Annotated in this window: 13 protein-coding genes; 7 read left to right on the plus strand and 6 right to left on the minus strand. The window is 72.0% G+C overall.

Annotation, left to right across the window (positions count from 1 at the left end):
- Positions 1 to 7: 7 nt before the first annotated feature.
- Positions 8 to 457, plus strand: a complete 450-nt coding sequence (locus ACIHIX_RS27830; RefSeq protein ID WP_399960724.1) for a hypothetical protein — start codon at positions 8 to 10, stop codon at positions 455 to 457.
- On the opposite strand, the gene ACIHIX_RS27835 is transcribed toward ACIHIX_RS27830, so the two are convergent.
- The gene (locus ACIHIX_RS27835; RefSeq protein ID WP_399960726.1) at positions 454 to 912 is read right to left on the minus strand and encodes a DUF6174 domain-containing protein; all 459 of its coding nucleotides are present in this window, start codon (positions 910 to 912) and stop codon (positions 454 to 456) included. The genes ACIHIX_RS27830 and ACIHIX_RS27835 overlap by 4 nt on opposite strands.
- Before the next feature lie 154 nt (positions 913 to 1066).
- Between ACIHIX_RS27835 and ACIHIX_RS27840 the strand changes: the two genes are divergently transcribed.
- The gene (locus tag ACIHIX_RS27840) at positions 1067 to 2272 is read left to right on the plus strand and encodes a cysteine desulfurase-like protein (RefSeq protein WP_399960728.1); all 1206 of its coding nucleotides are present in this window, start codon (positions 1067 to 1069) and stop codon (positions 2270 to 2272) included.
- A 112-nt stretch (positions 2273 to 2384) separates the two neighbouring features.
- Here ACIHIX_RS27840 and ACIHIX_RS27845 read toward each other — a convergent pair whose 3' ends face one another.
- Positions 2385 to 3551 (minus strand): homoserine O-acetyltransferase, encoded by a 1167-nt coding sequence (locus tag ACIHIX_RS27845; RefSeq protein WP_399960853.1) that lies wholly within the window; start codon positions 3549 to 3551, stop codon positions 2385 to 2387.
- Positions 3548 to 4933, minus strand: coding sequence for a bifunctional o-acetylhomoserine/o-acetylserine sulfhydrylase (locus ACIHIX_RS27850; RefSeq protein WP_399960730.1), 1386 nt, complete (start codon positions 4931 to 4933; stop codon positions 3548 to 3550). Before ACIHIX_RS27850 ends, ACIHIX_RS27845 begins: the two co-directional genes overlap by 4 nt.
- Before the next feature lie 530 nt (positions 4934 to 5463).
- On the opposite strand from ACIHIX_RS27850, the gene ACIHIX_RS27855 reads away from it, so the two are divergent.
- From ACIHIX_RS27855 to ACIHIX_RS27875, 5 genes are all read left to right on the plus strand, one after another.
- Positions 5464 to 6294 (plus strand): TauD/TfdA dioxygenase family protein, encoded by an 831-nt coding sequence (locus ACIHIX_RS27855; RefSeq protein WP_399960732.1) that lies wholly within the window; start codon positions 5464 to 5466, stop codon positions 6292 to 6294.
- Positions 6295 to 7761 (plus strand): MFS transporter, encoded by a 1467-nt coding sequence (locus tag ACIHIX_RS27860; RefSeq protein WP_399960734.1) that lies wholly within the window; start codon positions 6295 to 6297, stop codon positions 7759 to 7761. It begins immediately after the preceding gene.
- A 73-nt stretch (positions 7762 to 7834) separates the two neighbouring features.
- Positions 7835 to 9022, plus strand: a complete 1188-nt coding sequence (locus ACIHIX_RS27865; protein ID WP_399960736.1) for a cytochrome P450 — start codon at positions 7835 to 7837, stop codon at positions 9020 to 9022.
- Positions 9023 to 9114: 92 nt separating this feature from the next.
- A complete protein-coding gene (locus tag ACIHIX_RS27870) occupies positions 9115 to 12489 on the plus strand; it encodes a pyruvate carboxylase (protein ID WP_399960738.1) in 3375 nt (1124 codons plus the stop codon).
- Between the two features lie 183 nt (positions 12490 to 12672).
- Positions 12673 to 14148 (plus strand): MFS transporter, encoded by a 1476-nt coding sequence (locus ACIHIX_RS27875; protein ID WP_399960855.1) that lies wholly within the window; start codon positions 12673 to 12675, stop codon positions 14146 to 14148.
- Here ACIHIX_RS27875 and ACIHIX_RS27880 read toward each other — a convergent pair.
- The 3 genes from ACIHIX_RS27880 to ACIHIX_RS27890 form a co-directional block, all read right to left on the minus strand.
- Entirely contained in the window at positions 14137 to 14922 is a 786-nt protein-coding gene (locus ACIHIX_RS27880) for a LuxR C-terminal-related transcriptional regulator (RefSeq protein ID WP_399960741.1), read from the minus strand. The two genes, ACIHIX_RS27875 and ACIHIX_RS27880, sit on opposite strands and share 12 nt — an antisense overlap.
- Before the next feature lie 171 nt (positions 14923 to 15093).
- Entirely contained in the window at positions 15094 to 15846 is a 753-nt protein-coding gene (locus ACIHIX_RS27885; protein WP_399960743.1) for an SDR family NAD(P)-dependent oxidoreductase, read from the minus strand.
- 10 nt (positions 15847 to 15856) lie between these two features.
- Positions 15857 to 18772, minus strand: a complete 2916-nt coding sequence (locus tag ACIHIX_RS27890) for a glycosyl hydrolase 115 family protein (RefSeq protein WP_399960857.1) — start codon at positions 18770 to 18772, stop codon at positions 15857 to 15859.
- Between the last annotated feature and the right edge of the window lie 225 nt (positions 18773 to 18997).

The raw sequence follows: 18997 nt of genomic DNA on the forward strand, positions 1-18997 counted from the left end.
GAGGTACGTGCCCCGGTCCCCCTCACCACTGCTGCGCACGGCGGCAGCGGTCGGAAGCCTGGCCCTGCTCCCCCTGACCGCGGGCTGCGGCGGGGGCGAGGCGGACGCCGCACGGAAGGCCGCCGCCGACACCGTCGTGACGGCGGCCCCGTCGGCCGGGGTCGTGGCCCCGGCGAAGGTCGAGGTCATCGCCGGGCTGATCGGCTGCGAGGTCAAGATCCGCACGGAGGCGGCGGAACTGCGCGAAGGGACCTGCCACAGCGCCAAGGGCGACTACCTCATCACGACCTTCCCCGAGGAGCGGCTCAAGCTGACCTGGCTGGACGCGGCCTCCTTGTACGGCGGTACCTACCTCGTCGGCACCCGCTGGGCACTCAGCGCCAAGGAGCCCCTCCTGAAGGAGGCCCGCCCCAGGGTCGGCGGCACCATCCAGCAGCTCACCGGCACGAGCGGCTAGGCCGGTTCGTACGCCTCGATGACGTACCGGGCCTCGTCGTCCAGGGCGTTGTCGTCCCGGTCCAGGTAGATGCGCTCGGGGTGGCCGTCGGTCGCGTACTCGGCCTCCGCGGTGTCCGCTTCGTCGCGGCGGGCCTGCGCCAGCTCGTCCAACAGGTCGCCCAGGGTGGGTGCTTGGTCCGGCGTTCGGGCCACGAACCGGCGCGCGCTGTCGTCGAGGCCGACCGCCTCGGTGACCTTGCCGTCCAGGACCGTGATCCGGAAGGTGCCGAGGAGGGACCGTTCCCCCTCGCTGGACGTGAGGGTGTAGGTGTAGGACGCGGGCTCCTCCCACACCGGCTGCCCCTCGGCGGAACTCGCGGTGTCCTGCGTGCCGCAGGCGCCCGCCGTGCAGATCAGTCCTGCGGCCAGCGCGGCCGCGGCGAGCAGCCGCGCAGGCGTGCGTACGACAGTCATGCCGGTCCCTTCTCCCGCACGCCCCGGCGGGGCATGTCACTCCTGGGACGCCGGCCGGCCCTCGGACGTTCGGGGCGCCGACGCGGGGGCGAGGTCGCCGTGGGCCGGGCGATGAGGTTGACTCGTGCACCGGCCACCCTCGAAGGAGCTGCACGTGACGTACGACATCGCCGCCCTCCGCGCCCGGTTCCCCGCCCTCGCGGCCGGCACGGCCCACTTCGACGGCCCCGGCGGCACCCAGACGCCCCGGCCCGTCATCGACGCCATCGCCGACGCCCTGGCCCACCCCCTGTCGAACCGGGGGCACGGCGTGCCGGGGGAGCGGAACGCCGAGACGATCGTCACCGAGACCCGCGCTGCACTCGCCGAGCTGCTGGGCGCCGAGGCGTCCGGCATCGTCTTCGGCCGCAGCGCCACCCAGCTCACCTACGAGTTCTCCCGCACCCTCGCCAGGACCTGGTCACCCGGTGACGAGGTGGTCGTCACCCGCCTCGACCACGACGCCAACATCCGCCCCTGGGTGCAGGCCGCCGAGCGGGCCGGAGCCACCGTGCGCTGGGCCGACTTCGACCCCGCCACCGGCGAGCTGACCGTCGAGGACATCCGCGCGGTACTGTCCGAACGGACCCGTCTGGTCGCCGTGACCGCCGCGTCCAACCTCATCGGCACCCGCCCCGACATCCCCGCGATCTCCCGACTGGCCCACGAGGCGGGCGCGTTGGCCTACGTCGACGGGGTCCATCACGCCGCGCACACCCTGCTCGACCTGGAGCGGCTCGGCGCCGACTTCTACATCTGCTCCCCGTACAAGTTCCTCGGCCCGCACCACGGAGTCCTCGCCGCCCGCCCGGAGCTGCTGGAGACGCTGCACCCCGACAAGCTCCTGCCGTCCACCGACGCGGTCCCGGAACGCTTCGAACTGGGCACACTGCCCTACGAGTTCCTCGCCGGAACCAGGGCGGCCGTCGACTTCCTCGCAGGCATGGACACCCGGGCGACCGGGACCCGGCGACAGCGCCTGGAGGCGTCCTACGCGGAACTCGAAGCGCACGAGCACGCGCTGCGCACCCAGTTGGACAAGGGCCTCGCCGCGCTGGACGGGATCACGATCCACTCCCGCGCGGCGGACCGCACACCCACCCTGCTGCTGACCTTCGCGGCCCACGGCACGGTGGACGCCTACCGCTTCCTCGCCGAGCGCGGAGTCCACGCCCCGTCCGGCTCCTTCTACGCCATCGAGGCCTCCCGCCGCCTCGGCCTCGGCGACACCGGCGGCCTGCGCATCGGCCTCGCGCCGTACAACGACGCGGAGGACGTCGACCGGCTGCTGACGGGCCTGGCCGACTTCCTGGGGCGCTGAGGCCATGAGCGCCGCACCCGCCGAGCGCCGCCCGCCATGGGCCGTCCTCACCGGCCGCGACGACCGATGGACGTTCGTGTGTCCTGCGACGGGAAACGTCTGACGGCGACGCTCACCGGTGCGGAGCGGCCGGTCCCAGGAGTTCGGTCACCAGGGCCGCCACCTGTTCCGTCTCGATGAGGAAGCCGTCGTGGCCGTACGGTGACTCGATCAGGCGGAGTCGGTCCGCGCCGGGGACGGCCGTCGCCAACTCCGCCTGCTGGGACGGTGGATAGAGGCGGTCGGAGTCGACGCCGGCCACGAGCGTGGGTGCGGTCACCCGGCTCAGGGCGCTGCGCAGACCGCCACGCCCCCGGCCCACGTCGTGGCTGTTCATGGCCTCGGACAGGACGACGTAGCTGCCCGCGTCGAAGCGGCGCGTCAGCTTCGTCGCGTGGTGGTCGAGGTAGGACTCGATCCGGTAGCGGCCACCGTTCCACGGGTCCTCGTCCTCTTGAGCCGCGCGGCCGAAGCGGACGGCCAGTTCCGGCTCGCTGCGGTAGGTGACATGGGCGAGCCGGCGGGCCAGGCCGAGACCGGTGTGCGGGCCCCGGCCGGTGTCGTGGTAGTTGCCGCCGTGCCAGTGCGGGTCGCCGCGGATGGCCTGGAGCTGGATGGTCGCCCAGGCGATCTGCTCCGCGCTCGCCGCGGCCGTCGTGGCGAGCAGCAACAACGCGCGCGTCCGCTCCGGATACGTCACCGCCCACTCCAACGCCCGCATCCCGCCCATCGACCCGCCGACCACCAGCGCCCAGCTGTCGATTCCGAGCGCGTCGGCCAGGTCGGCCTCCACCGCGATCTGGTCGCGCTGGGTCAGGAACGGGAAGTCGCCGCCCCAGCGCCGCCCCGCCGGGGTGAGCGACGAGGGCCCGGTACTGCCCTGGCAGCCGCCCAGGACGTTGGGGGCCACGACGAACCAACGGTCCGTGTCCAGGGCTCGCCCCGGCCCGATGAGCCCGTCCCACCACCCGGGGCTGGGGTGACCGGGCTCGGCCGGACCGACGACATGGCTGTCCCCGGTGAGCGCGTGCAGCACGAGCACCGCGTTGGACGCGTCCGGCGCCAGCCACCCCCAGGTCTCGAACGCCAGTCGCACGCCCGGCAGTTCACCGCCCGCCTCCAACGGCAGCGGCTGCTCCCGGGCGTACCACTGGCGACGGCCGGGCGGGTCCCCCTCCCGCCAGGCCCCGGAGGCCGACGGCGGGAGGGGAACCTCGGAGGGCGTCAGGACGGTGTTCAGGACCCGGCCTCGTTCGCGCCCTCGGCGACACCCTTCGCCGCGCGGAACCCGGCCTCCAGGTCCGCCTTGAGGTCGGCGAGGTTCTCGATGCCGACCGACAGCCGCACCAGGCCCGGCGAGGTGCCGGTCGCCGCCAACTGGCCCTCGTCCAGCTGGCTGTGGGTGGTGGAGGCGGGGTGGATGATCAGGCTGCGGACGTCACCGATGTTCGCGAGGTGGCTGAACAGCTCGACCGCGTCCACGAACCGCTTGCCCGCCTCGACCCCGTCCCGCAGCTCGAACGCCAGCACCGCGCCCGCACCGCGCGGCAGGTACGTCCGCCCCGCCTCGTACCAGCGGCTGGACGGCAGTCCCGCGTAGTGGACGGCGGCCACCTCGTCGCGCTGCTCCAGCCACTCGGCCAGGGCCTGGGCGTTGGCGGAGTGCCGTTCGATGCGCAGACTCAGCGTCTCCACGCCCTGCAACAGCAGGAAAGCCGAGTGCGGGGAGAGCGCGGGACCGAGATCGCGCAGAAGCTGGACGCGGAGCTTGATGGCGTACGCGCCCGGGCCGAGCGCGGGCCAGTACTGGAGCCCGTGGTAGCTCGGGTCGGGCGCGGTGAAGTCGGGGAACCGCTCGGCGTGCGCCCCGAAGTCGAAGGTGCCGCCGTCGACGACCACACCCGCGATCGTCGTGCCGTGCCCGCCGAGGAACTTGGTCGCCGAGTGCACGACAACGTCAGCGCCGTGCTCAAGCGGCCGCAGGAGATACGGGGTCGGGACCGTGTTGTCCACGATCAGCGGGACCCCCGCCGCGTGCGCCACGTCCGCCACCGCGCGTACGTCGAGGACGTTGCCGCGCGGGTTGCCCAGCGTCTCCGCGAACAGCGCCTTGGTGTGGGGCCGGATCGCCGCCCGCCACGCCTCGGCGTCGTCCGGGTCGTCGACGAAGGACACCTCGATACCGAACTTGGGCAGCGTGTGCCGGAACAAGTTGTAGGTACCGCCGTACAGGGAGGTGCTGGAGACGATGTGGTCGCCCGCGCTCGCCAGCGTCAGGATGGCGAGGGTCTCCGCGGCCTGCCCGGAGGACAGCGCCACCGCCGCGACACCGCCCTCCAGGGCGGCGATCCGCTGCTCGAACACGTCCTGGGTGGGGTTGTGGATACGGGTGTAGATGTTGCCGGGCTCGGCCAGCGAGAACAGGTCGGCGGCGTGCTGGGTGTCGCGGAACACGAACGACGTCGTCTGGTAGATCGGCGTCGCCCGCGCCCCGGTCGTCGGGTCGGGCGCGGCACCCGCGTGGAGCTGCTTGGTCTCGAACGACCAGGCCGGGGTGTCGATGCCCGCGGACGCTTCCTCGGGGGTGTGACCTGCGGTGACGGAGTCGATGGGCTGGCTCATGGTGCTGCTCCCTGTGCGGAGTGCGGAGTGCGGAGTGCGGAGGAGGACAGGCGTGCGGGACCGCGCCCCCGCACGGAGCAGGGGGCAGCGGTCAGCGCACAGCGATGAGGAAGAGAAACGTGCTGTTCAGAAGCCGGAGCGAGGCGTCAGCTGGCGGCGGAACAACCCGTGGTGGTGACACGCACGTAGTCGACGTGGCGGCGGGTCACGAGCACGGTCATGCGGCCAGGTAACCACAGCACGCGTGATCCGCGCCAGCACACGGACGACGTCTCACACCGCGGGACGCCTGGTGGACGCACCTTCCGGCGTGTGCTTTGATCCGGGCCATGGAGACCACTGGCCAGGCACACACGGTGCTGCTCGACCCGTTCTGGGTGAGCCGCCGCGCCGACCAGTTCGACGAGGTCTGTCGCTGACCGCCGTTCACCGGTCAGCGACCAACTCCCCTTCCTCAGCGCTTTTCTGATTCGCCGTCAACCAGCCCTGTCATGGGGCCGGTTGTGCTGCGCACCCGCAGAGAGGACGTCATGACCACCACCGCCGTCACTCCCCTCACCGTCCACCGCGCCGGCCCCCGCTTCGGCGCCGAGATCACCGGCGTCGACCTGACCGCCCCCGTCGACCAGGCCACCGCCGCCGCGCTGCGGCAGGCCTTCCTGGACCACAAGGTGCTGGTCTTCCGGGGCCAGCACCTCACCCCTGACCAACACGTCGCCGCCGTAAGCCTGTTCGCGGAACCCTTCGACCACCCGACCGCCGTCAAGGACCCGGCCCACCCGCTGGTCTACCCGTACGACGTGCGGCACACCGGCAAAGCCAGCACCTGGCACATCGGCGGACTGTGGCGCGACCCCGTCTTCGCCATCGAGTCCCTGACCTACGAGGTGGTCCCCGAACTCGGCGGCCACACCCTCTGGGCGGACCTCCAGGCGGCCTACGACGATCTGTCCGAGCCGTTCAAGGTGCTCCTGGAGTCGGTGAGCGCGGTCTACGACGGCAACGCGGAGAACTACGCGCAGGGCAGCAGGAAGACCGCGACCGGCACGATCACCGAGCACCCCGTCGTCCTCACGCACCCGGACACCGGCCGCAAGGGACTCTTCATCAGCACCTCGGCGACCCGGCTCACCGGCGTGACCCCGGCGGAGGGCAAGGTGCTGCTCGACCATCTGCTCCGGCACGCCTCCTCGCCCGACTACACCATCCGCTTCGGCTGGCGGCCCGGCGACTTCGTCCTCTGGGACAACCGCGCGACCTGGCACTACGCCGTGGACGACTACGGCGACGGCGCACGCGTCTACCGCAAGGTCATCGGCGTGGCGCCCGAGACGGGTCCGCTCCCGGAGCGGCGTTCCTGAATGCTTCCCGGCAAGGACCGCGCCGCCCGGCGGGTGCTGCTGGTGTGCATGGCCGCCGGTGCGACGACCCTGCTGGACCAGGCGGTGCTGAACATCGCCGTGCCCGGCATGCGGGAGTCGCTCGGGGCGGGGACGGCTGACGTCCAGTGGATCGTCGCCGGTTACTCGCTGGCCTTCGGGCTGGCCCTGATCCCCGGCGGCAGCCTCGGCGACCTGCACGGGCGCAAGCGGTTCTTCCTCGTCGGCGTGGCCGTCTTCCTCCTCGCGGGGGTGACGGCCGCGACCGGCGGCGGACCGGGGACCCTGATCGCCGCCCGGTTGGTGCAGGGCGTCGCGGCCGGGCTGGTCAACTCCCAGGTGATCGGCACCCTTCAGGACGTCTTCCAGGGCCAGGACCGTGGCCGCGCGCTGGGCTGCTACGCGGTGACGGCCGGGGTGGCGTCGGCGCTCGGCCCGCCGCTCGGCGGTGCGCTCGTCGCCGCGCTCGGGCCCACCACCGGCTGGCGGTACTGCCTCCTGCTGAGCACCCCGTGCGCCCTCGTCACCCTGGCCCTCGCCGCCCGCTGGCTGCCCCCGCCCCGGCGCACCGCCCGCGACTCCCGCCTCGACGTCCTCGGCCTGACCCTGATCTGCGCGGGCACCCTCGCCCTGATGGTGCCGTTCATCCGCACCCCGGACAGCGCGGGGCCGGCCCTGGGGTGGGCGGCGCTGGTCGCCACCCTCACCGCCGGCTTCACCGCACACCAGCGGCTGCGCATCCGAGGGGGACGTCGGCCACTGCTCCATCCGGCGCTGACCTCGTCCCGGCCGTACGTGCTGGGCACGGCCGTCGCCATGGCCCAGTTCGGCGCCTCGCTGTCGTCCTACCTCGTGCTCACCGTCTTCCTCCAGGACGGGCTCGGACTGTCCGCCCTGGTGACGGCGGCGGTCGCGCTGCCGTCGGCGATCGCCATGGGAGTGTCCTCCGGGCTCGCCTGGCGAGTGGTGCGGAGGATCGGGCCGCGCACGGTGTCCGTCGGGCTCGCCCTCGGCGTCTTCGCCACGCTCGCGGGGGCGGTGCTCGCGCTGCGGGCGCCGGTCACGGCCCTGCCGGTCGCGTTCGCGGTCACCCAGGCGCTGAGCGGGGTCGCCGGGGGACTCACCGTCTCGCCGAACCAGGCCCAGGTGCTCCAGCACGCTCCCCCGGAGGCCGCGGGCGTGGGCGGCGGCCTCCTTCAGATGGCCCAGCGCATCGCCGCCGCGGTGTGTCTGAGCGCGGTCTCGGCGGTCTACCTCCACATCGCGCCGACGTCGCCGAGGACCGCGTACGCCCTGGCCTCCTGCGTCTGCGCGGGCCTGCTCGCGGTAGCCCTGACCCTCTCACTCCAGCGCCACCCCGGCACCCGGCCGACAGGGACGGCGCCGAGGCTCGCGGAACCGGTACCGGCGGTCGGGCCCGACCCGGAGGCGACATGCCGGGAGAGATAGCTTTGACCGCCACCGCCACCGCCACCGCCACCGCCACCGCCACCGCCCCAAGTCCCCCTGCCCTGGACGCCTCATGCCCCTAGCCGCCGCCCCCTTCCCCCTCGGTGCCGCCACCACCCTCGCCGAGCTCGCCGACGACCCCCACCCCCGTCTCGCCCTGCTCCGGGCCCAGGAGCCCGTGTCCTGGCTGCCCGAACTGAACGGCTGGCTGGTGACCCGGCGGGATCTCGCCGTCGCGGTGATGCGGGACGCCGGGACCTTCACCGTCGACGACCCCCGCTTCTCCACCGCCCAGGTCGTCGGCCCGAGCATGCTGTCCCTCGACGGGCCCGAGCACGCCCGGCACCGCGAGCCCTTCGCCGCGCCCTTCAAACCGCGGCAGACGTACGACCGGTTCGCCGCGTTCATCGAGGAGGAGACCGACCGGCTCGTCACCGGCATCGCACCGGCCGGCGCCGCCGAACTGCGCCGCGCCTTCGCCGGCCCCCTCGCGGTCGCCGTCGTCACGGAGGCGCTCGGTCTCTCCGGCGTCGGCACCGACACCGTCCTGGCCTGGTACGAGGCGATCGTGGCGTCGGTCTCCGACATCACCGCCGGGCACCGGCCCAGCCCGCACGGCACCGCCGCCTACGCGGAACTGCGGACGGCCGTCGACGCCACCGTCTCCGCACACGGCACGTCCTCCCTGCTCGGCTCCGCCGCCGACCGGCTGCCCCTGCCCGAGGTCGCCTCCAACGCCGCCGTCCTGATGTTCGGCGGTATCGAGACCACCGAGGCGATGATCACCAACGCGCTGCTGCATCTGCTCCGCCACCCCGATCAACTCGCCCTGGTCCAGGCCGACCCCGACCTCGTCGACGGCGCGATCGAGGAGTCCCTGCGCCTCGAACCCGGCGCCGCCGTCGTCGACCGCTACGCCACCCGCGACACCGACCTCGGCCCGGCCACGATCCGCCGCGGCGACCTCGTCACCGTCTCCCTCACCGGCGCCAACCGTGATCCGGCGGTCTTCCCCGACCCGGACCGCTTCGACGTCCGCCGCGAGAACGCCCGCCTCCAACTGGCCTTCGCCCACGGCCCCCACCACTGCATCGCCGCGCACCTCGCCCGTCTGGAGACCCGCATCGCCCTGCGGACCCTGCTCGCCCGGCTCCCGGGCCTGCGCCTGGACCCGGAGCACCCGGCGGCGCCCTACGGTCTGGTCTTCCGGAAGCCGGCCACGCTCCACACCCGATGGGGGCGGAACGGGCAAACGGGCTAAATCTCCGTTTCCGAGTGACCTGCCTCTCATGGCACCCGGCGGCCATAGCCGCGACCATGGTGTCCGTCACCGGCAGGCCGAAGGGATCGGGAATGCTCCGCAAGGTACTGGTAGCCAACCGAGGCGAGATCGCGATTCGAGCCTTCCGCGCCGGCTATGAACTGGGCGCGAGGACCGTCGCCGTCTTCCCCCACGAGGACCGCAACTCACTGCACCGGCTCAAGGCCGACGAGGCGTACGAGATCGGCGAGCCGGGGCATCCGGTGCGGGCCTACCTCTCCGTCGAGGAGATCATCCGGGCCGCGCAGCAGGCCGGCGCCGACGCCGTCTACCCGGGCTACGGGTTCCTCTCCGAGAACCCCGAGCTGGCCCGCGCCTGCGAGGAAGCCGGGATCACCTTCGTCGGGCCGAGCGCGGACATCCTCGAACTCACCGGCAACAAGGCGAGGGCGGTGGCCGCCGCCCGCGCGGCCGGAGTGCCCGTCCTCGGTTCCTCCGAGCCCTCCAGCGACGTGGACGAGCTGGTGCGGGCCGCCGAGGACATCGGCTTCCCGGTGTTCGTGAAGGCCGTCGCCGGTGGTGGCGGACGCGGTATGCGACGCGTCGAGGACCCGGCCACGCTGCGGGAGTCCATCGAGGCGGCGGCCCGAGAGGCGGCCTCCGCGTTCGGCGACCCGACCGTCTTCCTGGAGAGGGCAGTCGTCGACCCGCGCCACATCGAGGTGCAGATCCTCGCCGACGGCCAGGGCAACGTCATCCACCTCTTCGAGCGCGACTGTTCCGTCCAGCGCCGCCACCAGAAGGTCATCGAGCTGGCCCCGGCGCCCAACCTCGACCCGGAACTGCGCGACCGGATCTGCGCGGACGCCGTGCGCTTCGCCCGCGAGATCGGCTACCGCAACGCCGGCACCGTCGAGTTCCTCCTCGACCCGGCCGGCAACCACGTCTTCATCGAGATGAACCCGCGCATCCAGGTCGAGCACACGGTCACCGAAGAGGTCACCGACGTCGACCTCGTCCAGTCCCAACTCCGCATCGCCGCCGGTGAGTCCCTCGCCGACCTCGGGCTGTCCCAGGAGACGGTCACCCTGCACGGCGCCGCCCTCCAGTGCCGGATCACCACCGAGGACCCCGCGAACGGCTTCCGCCCGGACACCGGCCGCATCAGCGCCTACCGCTCGCCCGGCGGTTCCGGCATCCGTCTCGACGGCGGAACCACCCACGCCGGTACGGAGATCAGCGCCCACTTCGACTCGATGCTGGTCAAACTCACCTGCCGGGGCCGGGACTTCGGTACCGCGGTCAAGCGGGCCCGGCGCGCCGTCGCCGAGTTCCGCATCCGCGGCGTGGCCACCAACATCCCGTTCCTCCAAGCCGTGTTGGACGACGCGGACTTCCAGGCGGGCCGCGTCACCACGTCCTTCATCGAGCAGCGCCCGCACCTGCTCACCTCCCGCACCTCCGCGGACCGCGGCACCAAGCTGCTCACCTATCTCGCCGACGTCACGGTCAACAAGCCGCACGGCGAGCGCCCCCAGCTGATCGATCCGACGAGCAAGCTGCCGCGGCACACGAGCGAGGTGCCGCCCGCCGGTTCGAAGCAGCAGCTCACCGAGCTCGGCCCGGAGGGCTTCGCCCGCCGGCTGCGCGAGTCACCGACCATCGGCGTCACCGACACCACGTTCCGCGACGCCCACCAGTCCCTGCTCGCGACCCGCGTACGCACCAAGGACCTCCTCGCCGTCGCCCCGGTCGTCGCCCGCACCCTGCCCGAACTCCTCTCCCTGGAGTGCTGGGGCGGCGCCACCTACGACGTCGCGCTCCGCTTCCTCGCCGAGGACCCGTGGGAGCGGCTCGCCGCCCTGCGCGAGGCCGTCCCCAACATCTGCCTCCAGATGCTGCTGCGCGGCCGCAACACCGTCGGCTACACGCCGTACCCGACCGAGGTGACCGACGCCTTCGTGCAGGAGGCCGCGGCCACCGGCATCGACATCTTCCGCATCTTCGACGCGCTCAACGACGTCGGCCAGATGCGGCCCGCCATCGAGGCCGTACGCGAGACCGGCACCGCGATCGCCGAGGTCGCCCTCTGCTACACCTCCGACCTGTCGAACCCCGACGAGCGGCTCTACACCCTCGACTACTACCTGCGGCTCGCCGAGCAGATCGTCGAGGCCGGCGCGCACATCCTGGCCGTCAAGGACATGGCCGGTCTGCTGCGGGCGCCGGCCGCCGCCACCCTCGTATCGGCGCTGCGGCGGGAGTTCGACCTGCCGGTGCACCTCCACACCCACGACACCGCGGGCGGCCAGCTCGGCACCTACCTGGCCGCGATCCAGGCCGGCGCGGACGCCGTGGACGGGGCGGTGGCCTCCATGGCCGGTACGACGTCCCAGCCGTCGCTGTCGGCGATCGTCGCCGCCACCGACCACTCCGCCCGGCCCACCGGCCTCGACCTGCTCGCGGTCGGCGACCTGGAGCCGTACTGGGAGAGCGTCCGCCGGATCTACGCCCCCTTCGAGGCGGGCCTCGCCTCACCGACCGGACGGGTCTACGACCACGAGATCCCCGGCGGTCAGCTCTCCAACCTGCGTACCCAGGCCGTCGCCCTCGGGCTCGGCGACCGCTTCGAGGACATCGAGGCGATGTACGCCGCCGCCGACCGGATCCTCGGCCATCTGGTGAAGGTCACCCCGTCGTCCAAGGTGGTCGGCGACCTCGCCCTGCACCTGGTCGGCGCCGGGGTGTCGCCGGAGGAGTTCGAGGCGACGCCGGAGCGGTTCGACATCCCCGACTCGGTCATCGGCTTCCTCCGCGGCGAGCTGGGCACCCCGCCCGGCGGCTGGCCGGAGCCGTTCCGCAGCCGGGCCCTGAAGGGCCGCGCCGCCGCCAAGCCCGCACCGCAGCTGACGGCCGAGGACCGCGACGGGCTGGAGAAGGACCGGCGTACCACCCTCAACCGGCTCCTCTTCCCCGGCCCCACGCGGGAGTTCGAGACCCACCGCCAGACCTACGGCGACACCAGCGTCCTCGACAGCAAGGACTTCTTCTACGGCCTGCGCCCGGGCCAGGAGTACGCCGTCGACCTGGAGCCGGGCGTCCGGTTGCTGATGGGTCTGGAGGCCGTCGGTGAGGCCGACGAGCGCGGGATGCGGACCGTGATGTCCACGCTCAACGGGCAGTTGCGGCCCATCCAGATCCGCGACGTCGCCGCCTCCTCCGACATCCCCGTCACCGAGAAGGCCGACCGATCCAACCCCGGTCATGTCGCCGCCCCGTTCGCCGGCGTGGTGACCCTCGCGGTCGCCGAGGGCGACGAGGTCACGGCCGGTGGCACGATCGCCACCATCGAGGCGATGAAGATGGAGGCCGCGATCACCGCCCCGAAGGCGGGCAAGGTCGCCCGGCTCGCCATCAACAAGATCCAGCAGGTGGAGGGCGGCGATCTGCTGTTCGTGATCGGCTGAGCCGGTCGGCGGATTTCCCGATCGAGTGGTGACGGGCGTCACACCGGCGTACGGTCGTCTAGTGGACGGCGCCGTTCACTGACCCGTGGTGACGGTGCCACTCCCGAGAGTGCGACGCCCATGACCAGCTCCAGTTCCGCTGCGAAGACGGCCACCCCCGGCACCGGGGGTGGCGGAAACGCCATGGCGCTGCTGGTCATCGCCTCGTGTCAGCTGATGGTGGTCCTCGACATCACCATCGTGAACATCGCCCTGCCGGACATCCAGCGCTCGCTCGACTTCTCCACCACGAGCCTGTCCTGGGTGGTCAACGCCTACACGCTCACCTTCGGCGGGCTGCTGCTGCTCGGCGGGCGCACCGGCGACATCCTCGGGCGGCGGCGGATGTTCATCGTGGGCGTGCTGCTCTTCGTGCTCGCGTCCCTGCTCGGCGGCCTCTCCCAGAACGAGGCCCAACTCCTCGCCGCACGCGCCTTCCAGGGCGTCGGCGGCGCCATCGCCTCCCCGACCTCCCTCGCCCTGATCAGCACCACGTTCCGTGAAGGCCCCGAACGCAACCGGGCGTTCGGGGTGTTCGCCGCGGTCTCGGCGGGCGGCGGCGCGATCGGACTGCTGGCCGGCGGCATCCTCGTCGAGTACCTCAACTGGCGCTGGGTGCTGTTCGTCAACGTCCCCATCGGACTGCTCATCGCGGCCGCCGCACCCCGCTGGATCAGGGAGTCCGAGCGCCATCCAGGGCACTTCGACATCGCCGGCGCCCTCACCTCCACCGTCGGCATGGTCCTGCTGGTGTACGGGTTCATCAGAGCCGCCCAGGAGGGCTGGCGGGACGCCTACACGCTGGGCTCGTTCGCCGCGGCGATCGTCGTCCTCACCGCGTTCGTCCTCATCGAGCGGCGCTCCCGGCAGCCGATCACGCCGCTGCACATGTTCGCCGACCGCAACCGGGCGGGGACGTACGGCATCATGCTCTGCCTCGCTGCGGCGATCTTCGGGATGTTCTTCTTCCTCACGCTGTTCGTGCAGAACGTCCTGGACTTCAGCCCGTTGCAGGCCGGGTTCGCGTTCCTGCCGGTCAGCGCGGTCATCGCGGTCGGCGCCGGACTGGCCTCGCGCTTCCTGCCGGTCTATGGGCCCAAGCCCTTCATGGTGGTGGGCGCGATCCTCGCCGCGGCCGGCCTCGCCTGGCTGACGCTGACCGATATCCACTCCACCTACGCGGGCAGTGTCCTCGGCCCGATGCTGGTGTTCAGCCTCGGTATGGGCATGGAGTTCGTGTCGCTGACGCTGATGGCGCTCTCCGACGTGCCCGTGCAGGAGACCGGCGCGGCCTCCGGGCTGCTCAACGCCACCCAGCAGGTGGGCGGTTCGCTCGGCCTGTCCATCCTGGTGACCACGTTCGGCACGGCCAGCAGCAACGAGACCGAGAAGTTCTTCGCGCAGGCCACCCCGGCCGAGCAGCTCTTCTTCAAGCGCACGGGACAACTGCCCGGGAAATGGGCGGACCAGGTCCTCACCGCCGGTGTCTCGGCCGCGTTCATCGTCGCGGCGATCTTCACCGCGGTCGCCGCGCTGATCGCCGTACTCGCCATTCAGGTACGGCCGTCCGACCTGGAGCGGCTCCAGGGCAACGGCGGCGGGACACCCTCACCGCAGTGAGACGGGCGCCGGCACCAGCCCCAACCGCTGGGCGCGCAGCACGGTTCCGAGCCGGTCGTGGGTGCCGAGCTTGCGGTAGATGTTCGCGACGTGCTTGTGCACCGTCCGCTCCGAGATACCGAGCCTGCGGGCCATGGCGGCGGCGGTCAGCGCGTCGGTGAGCAGGAGGAGCACGGTCGTCTCCCGCGGCGTCAGTCCCGCCTCGGTCGTACCGGCGTCCGGCGAGGCGGTGCGCCGCAGGCGTTCCAGGAGTTGCCGCTGCTGCTCGATCCCGGCGAGCAGCGGCTGGAGCAGGCCCGCGACCCGCACCTCGTCCTCGGTGAAGTCCCGGCCCGAGCGGTAGACGAGACAACCGGTGACGGGCGCACCGGACCCCGGCAGCGGTATCCCCAGCACCTGGTCGACGTCCATGAGGTCGTCGAGCAGCCGGGCGGTGCGGCTCGCGCCCCACGCCCGCCCCGCGGCCGTCCTGGCCGTGACCGGTGTGCGGTCCGGCACGGTCGCGTAGTGCCCCGCGAAGGGATAGCCCGCGCGCAGCAGCCCCATCGCCTCGTCCCCGAGACCGCCGAACTCCGCGGCGACATCGGAGGACAGACCGAGCGTGCCGCCGTCCTCGCTCCAGTCGTCCAGCTTGTAGATCAGCGTCTCGCCGCCGCACAACTGCGGCAGGGCGGCCGCGACCGACGGCCAGAGCAGGTCGGGATCGCGTTCGTGAAGTGCGGCCACGGCCACCGACAGCATGCGTTCATAGGCCCCGCCCAGACCCTGTGCCACGTTCCCGCTCCGCCCGCTCGCATACGCAGTTGTACCCATACCTGCGTGTCACCTTGCTGTTCCAGAATGCAACAACTGGGGGAGAACAGGCCCGGAGGGGGTGCCTGGTTCTCTCCCTCTTCCGTGCGGGCCGCCGGAACGGGGGACCGGCGGCCCGCACGGCACCACCCCTCAGCCCGGTTCGGGGCGCGCCGCGTCCGAGAGGGACTTGACGCCTCCGTGTGCCGTCAGGCCCCCGTCCACCGGAATGTCCGCGCCGGTGATGAAGGACGACTCGTCGGAGATCAGGAACACCACGAGCGGGGCGATGTCGTCGACCGTGCCGCTGCGCCCGAGCGGCGTCTCCCGCAGGGTCGCCGTCCGGAAGGCGTCCGTGGCGGTGGCGGTCATCTCCGTCTCGATGAAGCCGGGATGGATCGTGTTGACCCGGATGCCGCGCGGCCCGAGTTCCGTCGCCGCGATCTTCGACAGCCCGCGCAGCGCCCACTTGCTGGCCGTGTAGGCGACCGGGTAGTAGCCGGTCAGGGCGGCGGACGAACCGACGTTGACAATGGAGGAGCCCGCCGCCATCAGCGGTGCGAGGTACTGGATGCCGAGCAGCGGCCCGGTGGTGTTGACCGCCTGCACCCGCGCCATGTCCGCGGCCGTCACCTCCCCGAGTCGACCGCGCTGGATGATCCCCGCGTTGTTGACCAGGCCATGGACCTGCCCGTACAACTCCCCGATCTCGGACGCCAGTTCGGCCCAGTCCGTCTCCTTGCTCACGTCGAGGCGACGGCAGCCGTCGCCCTCCGGACGTACGTCGGTGGCGACCACCTCGGCCCCGGCCCGGGCCAGGGCGGCCACCTCGGCGGCACCCTGACCACGGGCCGCGCCCGTGACGACGACGACCTTCCCGGCCAGCCGGGTCGTGCTCTCGCTCATGCCGGACAACCTACTGTCCTGGCACGTCGAGACCCGGCTCGTAGGACGGCTCGGGGTTGAACACCGGGTGATAACTCTCGGGCGCGGCCAGGTAACTGACGGGCAGCCCGCCGGTGTCGACCACGATCTGGTCGACGGCGATCGCCGCGTCCACCATGAAGATCCGCAGCACATGCTCACCGGCCTCGGTGACGGTCACGGTGGTGGTCAGCTTCTCCACGCCGTCCTCGACGTTGCGGGCCCAGGCGTCCCCGCGGTTGCCGGTGGCGACGGCCTGCCCGGTGAGCATGACGGCCGGCTGGTCGTCCAGCGCCACGGCCACCCGCCGATACCCGCGCTCGTCGAGAGAGGGCAGCCGGAACACGGTCACCGGGAAGGCGCCGGTCGACGAGAACCGCACCCGGTACCTCAACTCCGGCGCCCGCGAGGCGAAGTCCCCGGTGACCGGGACCGCCGTCGACGGCACCGCCTCCACGGCTCCGGTACGACGCCCGAGACCCCGTACGACCCGCCAGCGGGCCCCGCCCCGCGCCACCCGCTGCTCGAAGTGCGCCGCGTCGATCGACACGTATCCGTTGGCCTCGACGAACCCCCGGGCCCGCCGCCGCGCCCGCGCACCGTCGTTGACCACCCGCACCGGCACCTCGACGCTCCGCCCGCCACCGGTCACGACGACCGAGGTGTCGAGCGTGCCCTCGGGCGCCCGCTCCCAGTCGACCTCCACCCACACCCGTGTCTGCTCCGTGAGCGAGCCACCCGAGGTGTTGAGCCGCAGCCATGAGGCACCCGCCTCCGCCGTCCAGTCCAGCGCCAGGAACCCGGTGTTGAAGACGTCCACGAACCGCCGGTCACGGGAGTAGGCGGAGAAGAGCAGCGGCCGGGCCACCCCCGTCTCGTTCCCCTCCGCCGCCACCCCGAGCCCCGACGTCTCCGTCCGGGTCACCCGGGTGACGGTCGGACGCCCCGGCGCCTTGGGGATCTGGGAGGGGTACGGGTTGATGTAGCCGTCCCACTTCCCGCCCGCCACCTGGGTGTTGTACCGCAGTGTGAGCGCCTGTTCGTCCGCGTGCGCGGCCAGGGCCAGGTCCGCGAAACGGTTCGCGCCGGCCCCGCGTCCCTGTCGCACGGCGAGCGCGTTGCGGTCCGCCCAGTAGTACTTGAGGTTCATCAAGTACGCCCCGTGCGCCGGGTATTCGACCAGCTCGTAGAAGGCGTCCGCGCACTCGGCGGGCACTTCGGCCGCCACCGCCCGCACCCGCGCCAACAGCGCCTCGTACGCGGCCAGTCGCCGTCCCGCCTCGTCGCCGTGATGGATCACGGACAGGATGCCGGGCGCGATGAACTCGGGGCGCAGCTCCGCCGCGAGCCGGTAGTACTCGGTACGGATCGCGGCGATCTCCCGGCCGTACCGGCGCCCGAACTGCCGCCCCTCCCACTCGGTGAGGAAGTCCTCCACCTCGTCCGGACCCCAACGCTCCACGTCCCAGGCCATGTCCATCGAGAAGGAGAGCCCGGTCTCGATCGACTTCAGATCACCCACGTTGAAGATCCACATGCGATCCACGCCGTGTTCGTACACGCGGCGCAACTCCTGCCAGACCTTGGCCAGTTGGGTGGTGTCCAGCCACAGGTAGCTCTTCGGGCGGCCCCAGTAGGACAGGTGGTAGTAGATGCCGTTGCCGCCGGAGCGGGCGCGCTCGGTGTCGTTCGGCAGCTGGCGCATGTTGCCGTGGTTGTCGTCCGGCCAGATCAGCGTCACGTCGTCGGAGACCTGGACACCTGCGTTGTACAGCTCCAGGACTTCCTTGTACGGGATGAAGATCTGCGGCTCCACCACGGCGCCGACCTCCTCCGTGAGGATCCGGCGCTGGTCGGCGATGATGTCGTTCATCACGACGACCTTCTCGGGGATCGTCGTCGCGTACTTCGTCTCCAGCGCGCTGTCGTGCAGCCCGCGCATGCCGAGCGTCCAGCTGCTCTCGTAGGCGGCGTTCTGTCTCGCGCGGGCTCGCCAGTAGTCGGAGATCACGGCCGGGTTCACCGTGTAGTCGTACACCGGCAGGCTTCCGTCGGGGTTCGGGTGCTCGGCGGCCCACGGCTCCCACTCGTGGACGCCGTTGCGCAGCAGGGCCTCGGGGTGACTCGACCCGACGACCAGCCCGTACTCGTCGGCGAGTTCGGGGTTCTCGCGGTACTTGTTGAAGAAGTCGGAGTACGGATGCATCGCGGGCCACAGGTAGTTGGCCTTGAGGCGGAGCAGCAGCTCGAAGATCCGTCGGTAGGTCTCCGGGCCGATGTTCTTGTCCGGCTCCTGGGTGCGATGGGACCAAGTGGTCAGGTTCTGCTCGTCGTTGATGAAGACTCCGCGGTAGCGGACGGAGGGCTCACGGCGCAGGAACCGGCCCGCGGGAACCGTCACCGTGTCCCGGCGTTCCACCGGGACGTCGGCCCACCAGTACCAGGGTGAGACACCGATGCGCTCCGAGGTGTCGTAGACGCCGTAGACGGTGCCTCGACGGTCGCTACCCGCGATCACCAGTGCGCGTTCCACGCCGGGCGCGGGGTGCTCGACGACCTGGGTCACGGAGGCTTCCCAGCCTCCGCGCACCTGCGAGACGTCGAGGCGTCCGTCGTCCACGAGGCGGTCGATGACGGGACTCGATCCGAGGGTGCCGACGAGGACGAGGCCGGCTGCCCGGTCCGGCAAGGTGTGCAGCAGCTCCGGGCGGACCCCGCCGACCCGCTCGACGTCCGCCCGCAGATCGCCGGCCGCGCGGATCACGGCGGCGTCGTCGGCCGCGTCCACGAAGACGGCGGCGGCGGTGCCCGCGTCGACCAGCGGGAATTCGGGGCGGCCCCCGGACGCGGCCCGCGCGGTCATGGGCGACAGCCCGGGGAGCAACGGGGCCGCTCCCACGGCGGCCATTCCCTTCAGGAACGACTTGCGCGACCAGGACGATGACTCGCGGTGCGGCACGAGATGCTGCCTTTCCGTTGGCATGGCACGGCATGGCATGGCCAGGCTAGAAAGCGCTTTCTCGCGCAGCGTAGGTCAGGGTTTCGGGGGGCGTCCAGAGTGGTGCAGGAGGAAACGGGGGCCCTGGGGAGTGGTGCCGGGGGGAACGCGGGCTCCTCGGGCCGATGGCTCCGG

The organism is Streptomyces sp. NPDC051913 (assembly GCF_044593635.1).
GTDB lineage: Bacteria > Actinomycetota > Actinomycetes > Streptomycetales > Streptomycetaceae > Streptomyces.

Excerpts from the sequence above, each read along its gene's own strand:
- ACIHIX_RS27860 (WP_399960734.1), top strand. The coding sequence starts at position 6,295 with ATGCTTCCCGGCAAGGACCGCGCCGCCCGGCGGGTGCTGCTGGTGTGC.
- ACIHIX_RS27850 (WP_399960730.1), bottom strand. The coding sequence starts at position 4,933 with ATGAGCCAGCCCATCGACTCCGTCACCGCAGGTCACACCCCCGAGGAA.
- ACIHIX_RS27875 (WP_399960855.1), top strand. The coding sequence starts at position 12,673 with ATGGCGCTGCTGGTCATCGCCTCGTGTCAGCTGATGGTGGTCCTCGAC.
- ACIHIX_RS27890 (WP_399960857.1), bottom strand. The coding sequence starts at position 18,772 with ATGGCCGCCGTGGGAGCGGCCCCGTTGCTCCCCGGGCTGTCGCCCATG.
- ACIHIX_RS27870 (WP_399960738.1), top strand. The coding sequence starts at position 9,115 with ATGCTCCGCAAGGTACTGGTAGCCAACCGAGGCGAGATCGCGATTCGA.
- ACIHIX_RS27885 (WP_399960743.1), bottom strand. The coding sequence starts at position 15,846 with ATGAGCGAGAGCACGACCCGGCTGGCCGGGAAGGTCGTCGTCGTCACG.
- ACIHIX_RS27855 (WP_399960732.1), top strand. The coding sequence starts at position 5,464 with ATGACCACCACCGCCGTCACTCCCCTCACCGTCCACCGCGCCGGCCCC.
- ACIHIX_RS27865 (WP_399960736.1), top strand. The coding sequence starts at position 7,835 with ATGCCCCTAGCCGCCGCCCCCTTCCCCCTCGGTGCCGCCACCACCCTC.
- ACIHIX_RS27835 (WP_399960726.1), bottom strand. The coding sequence starts at position 912 with ATGACTGTCGTACGCACGCCTGCGCGGCTGCTCGCCGCGGCCGCGCTG.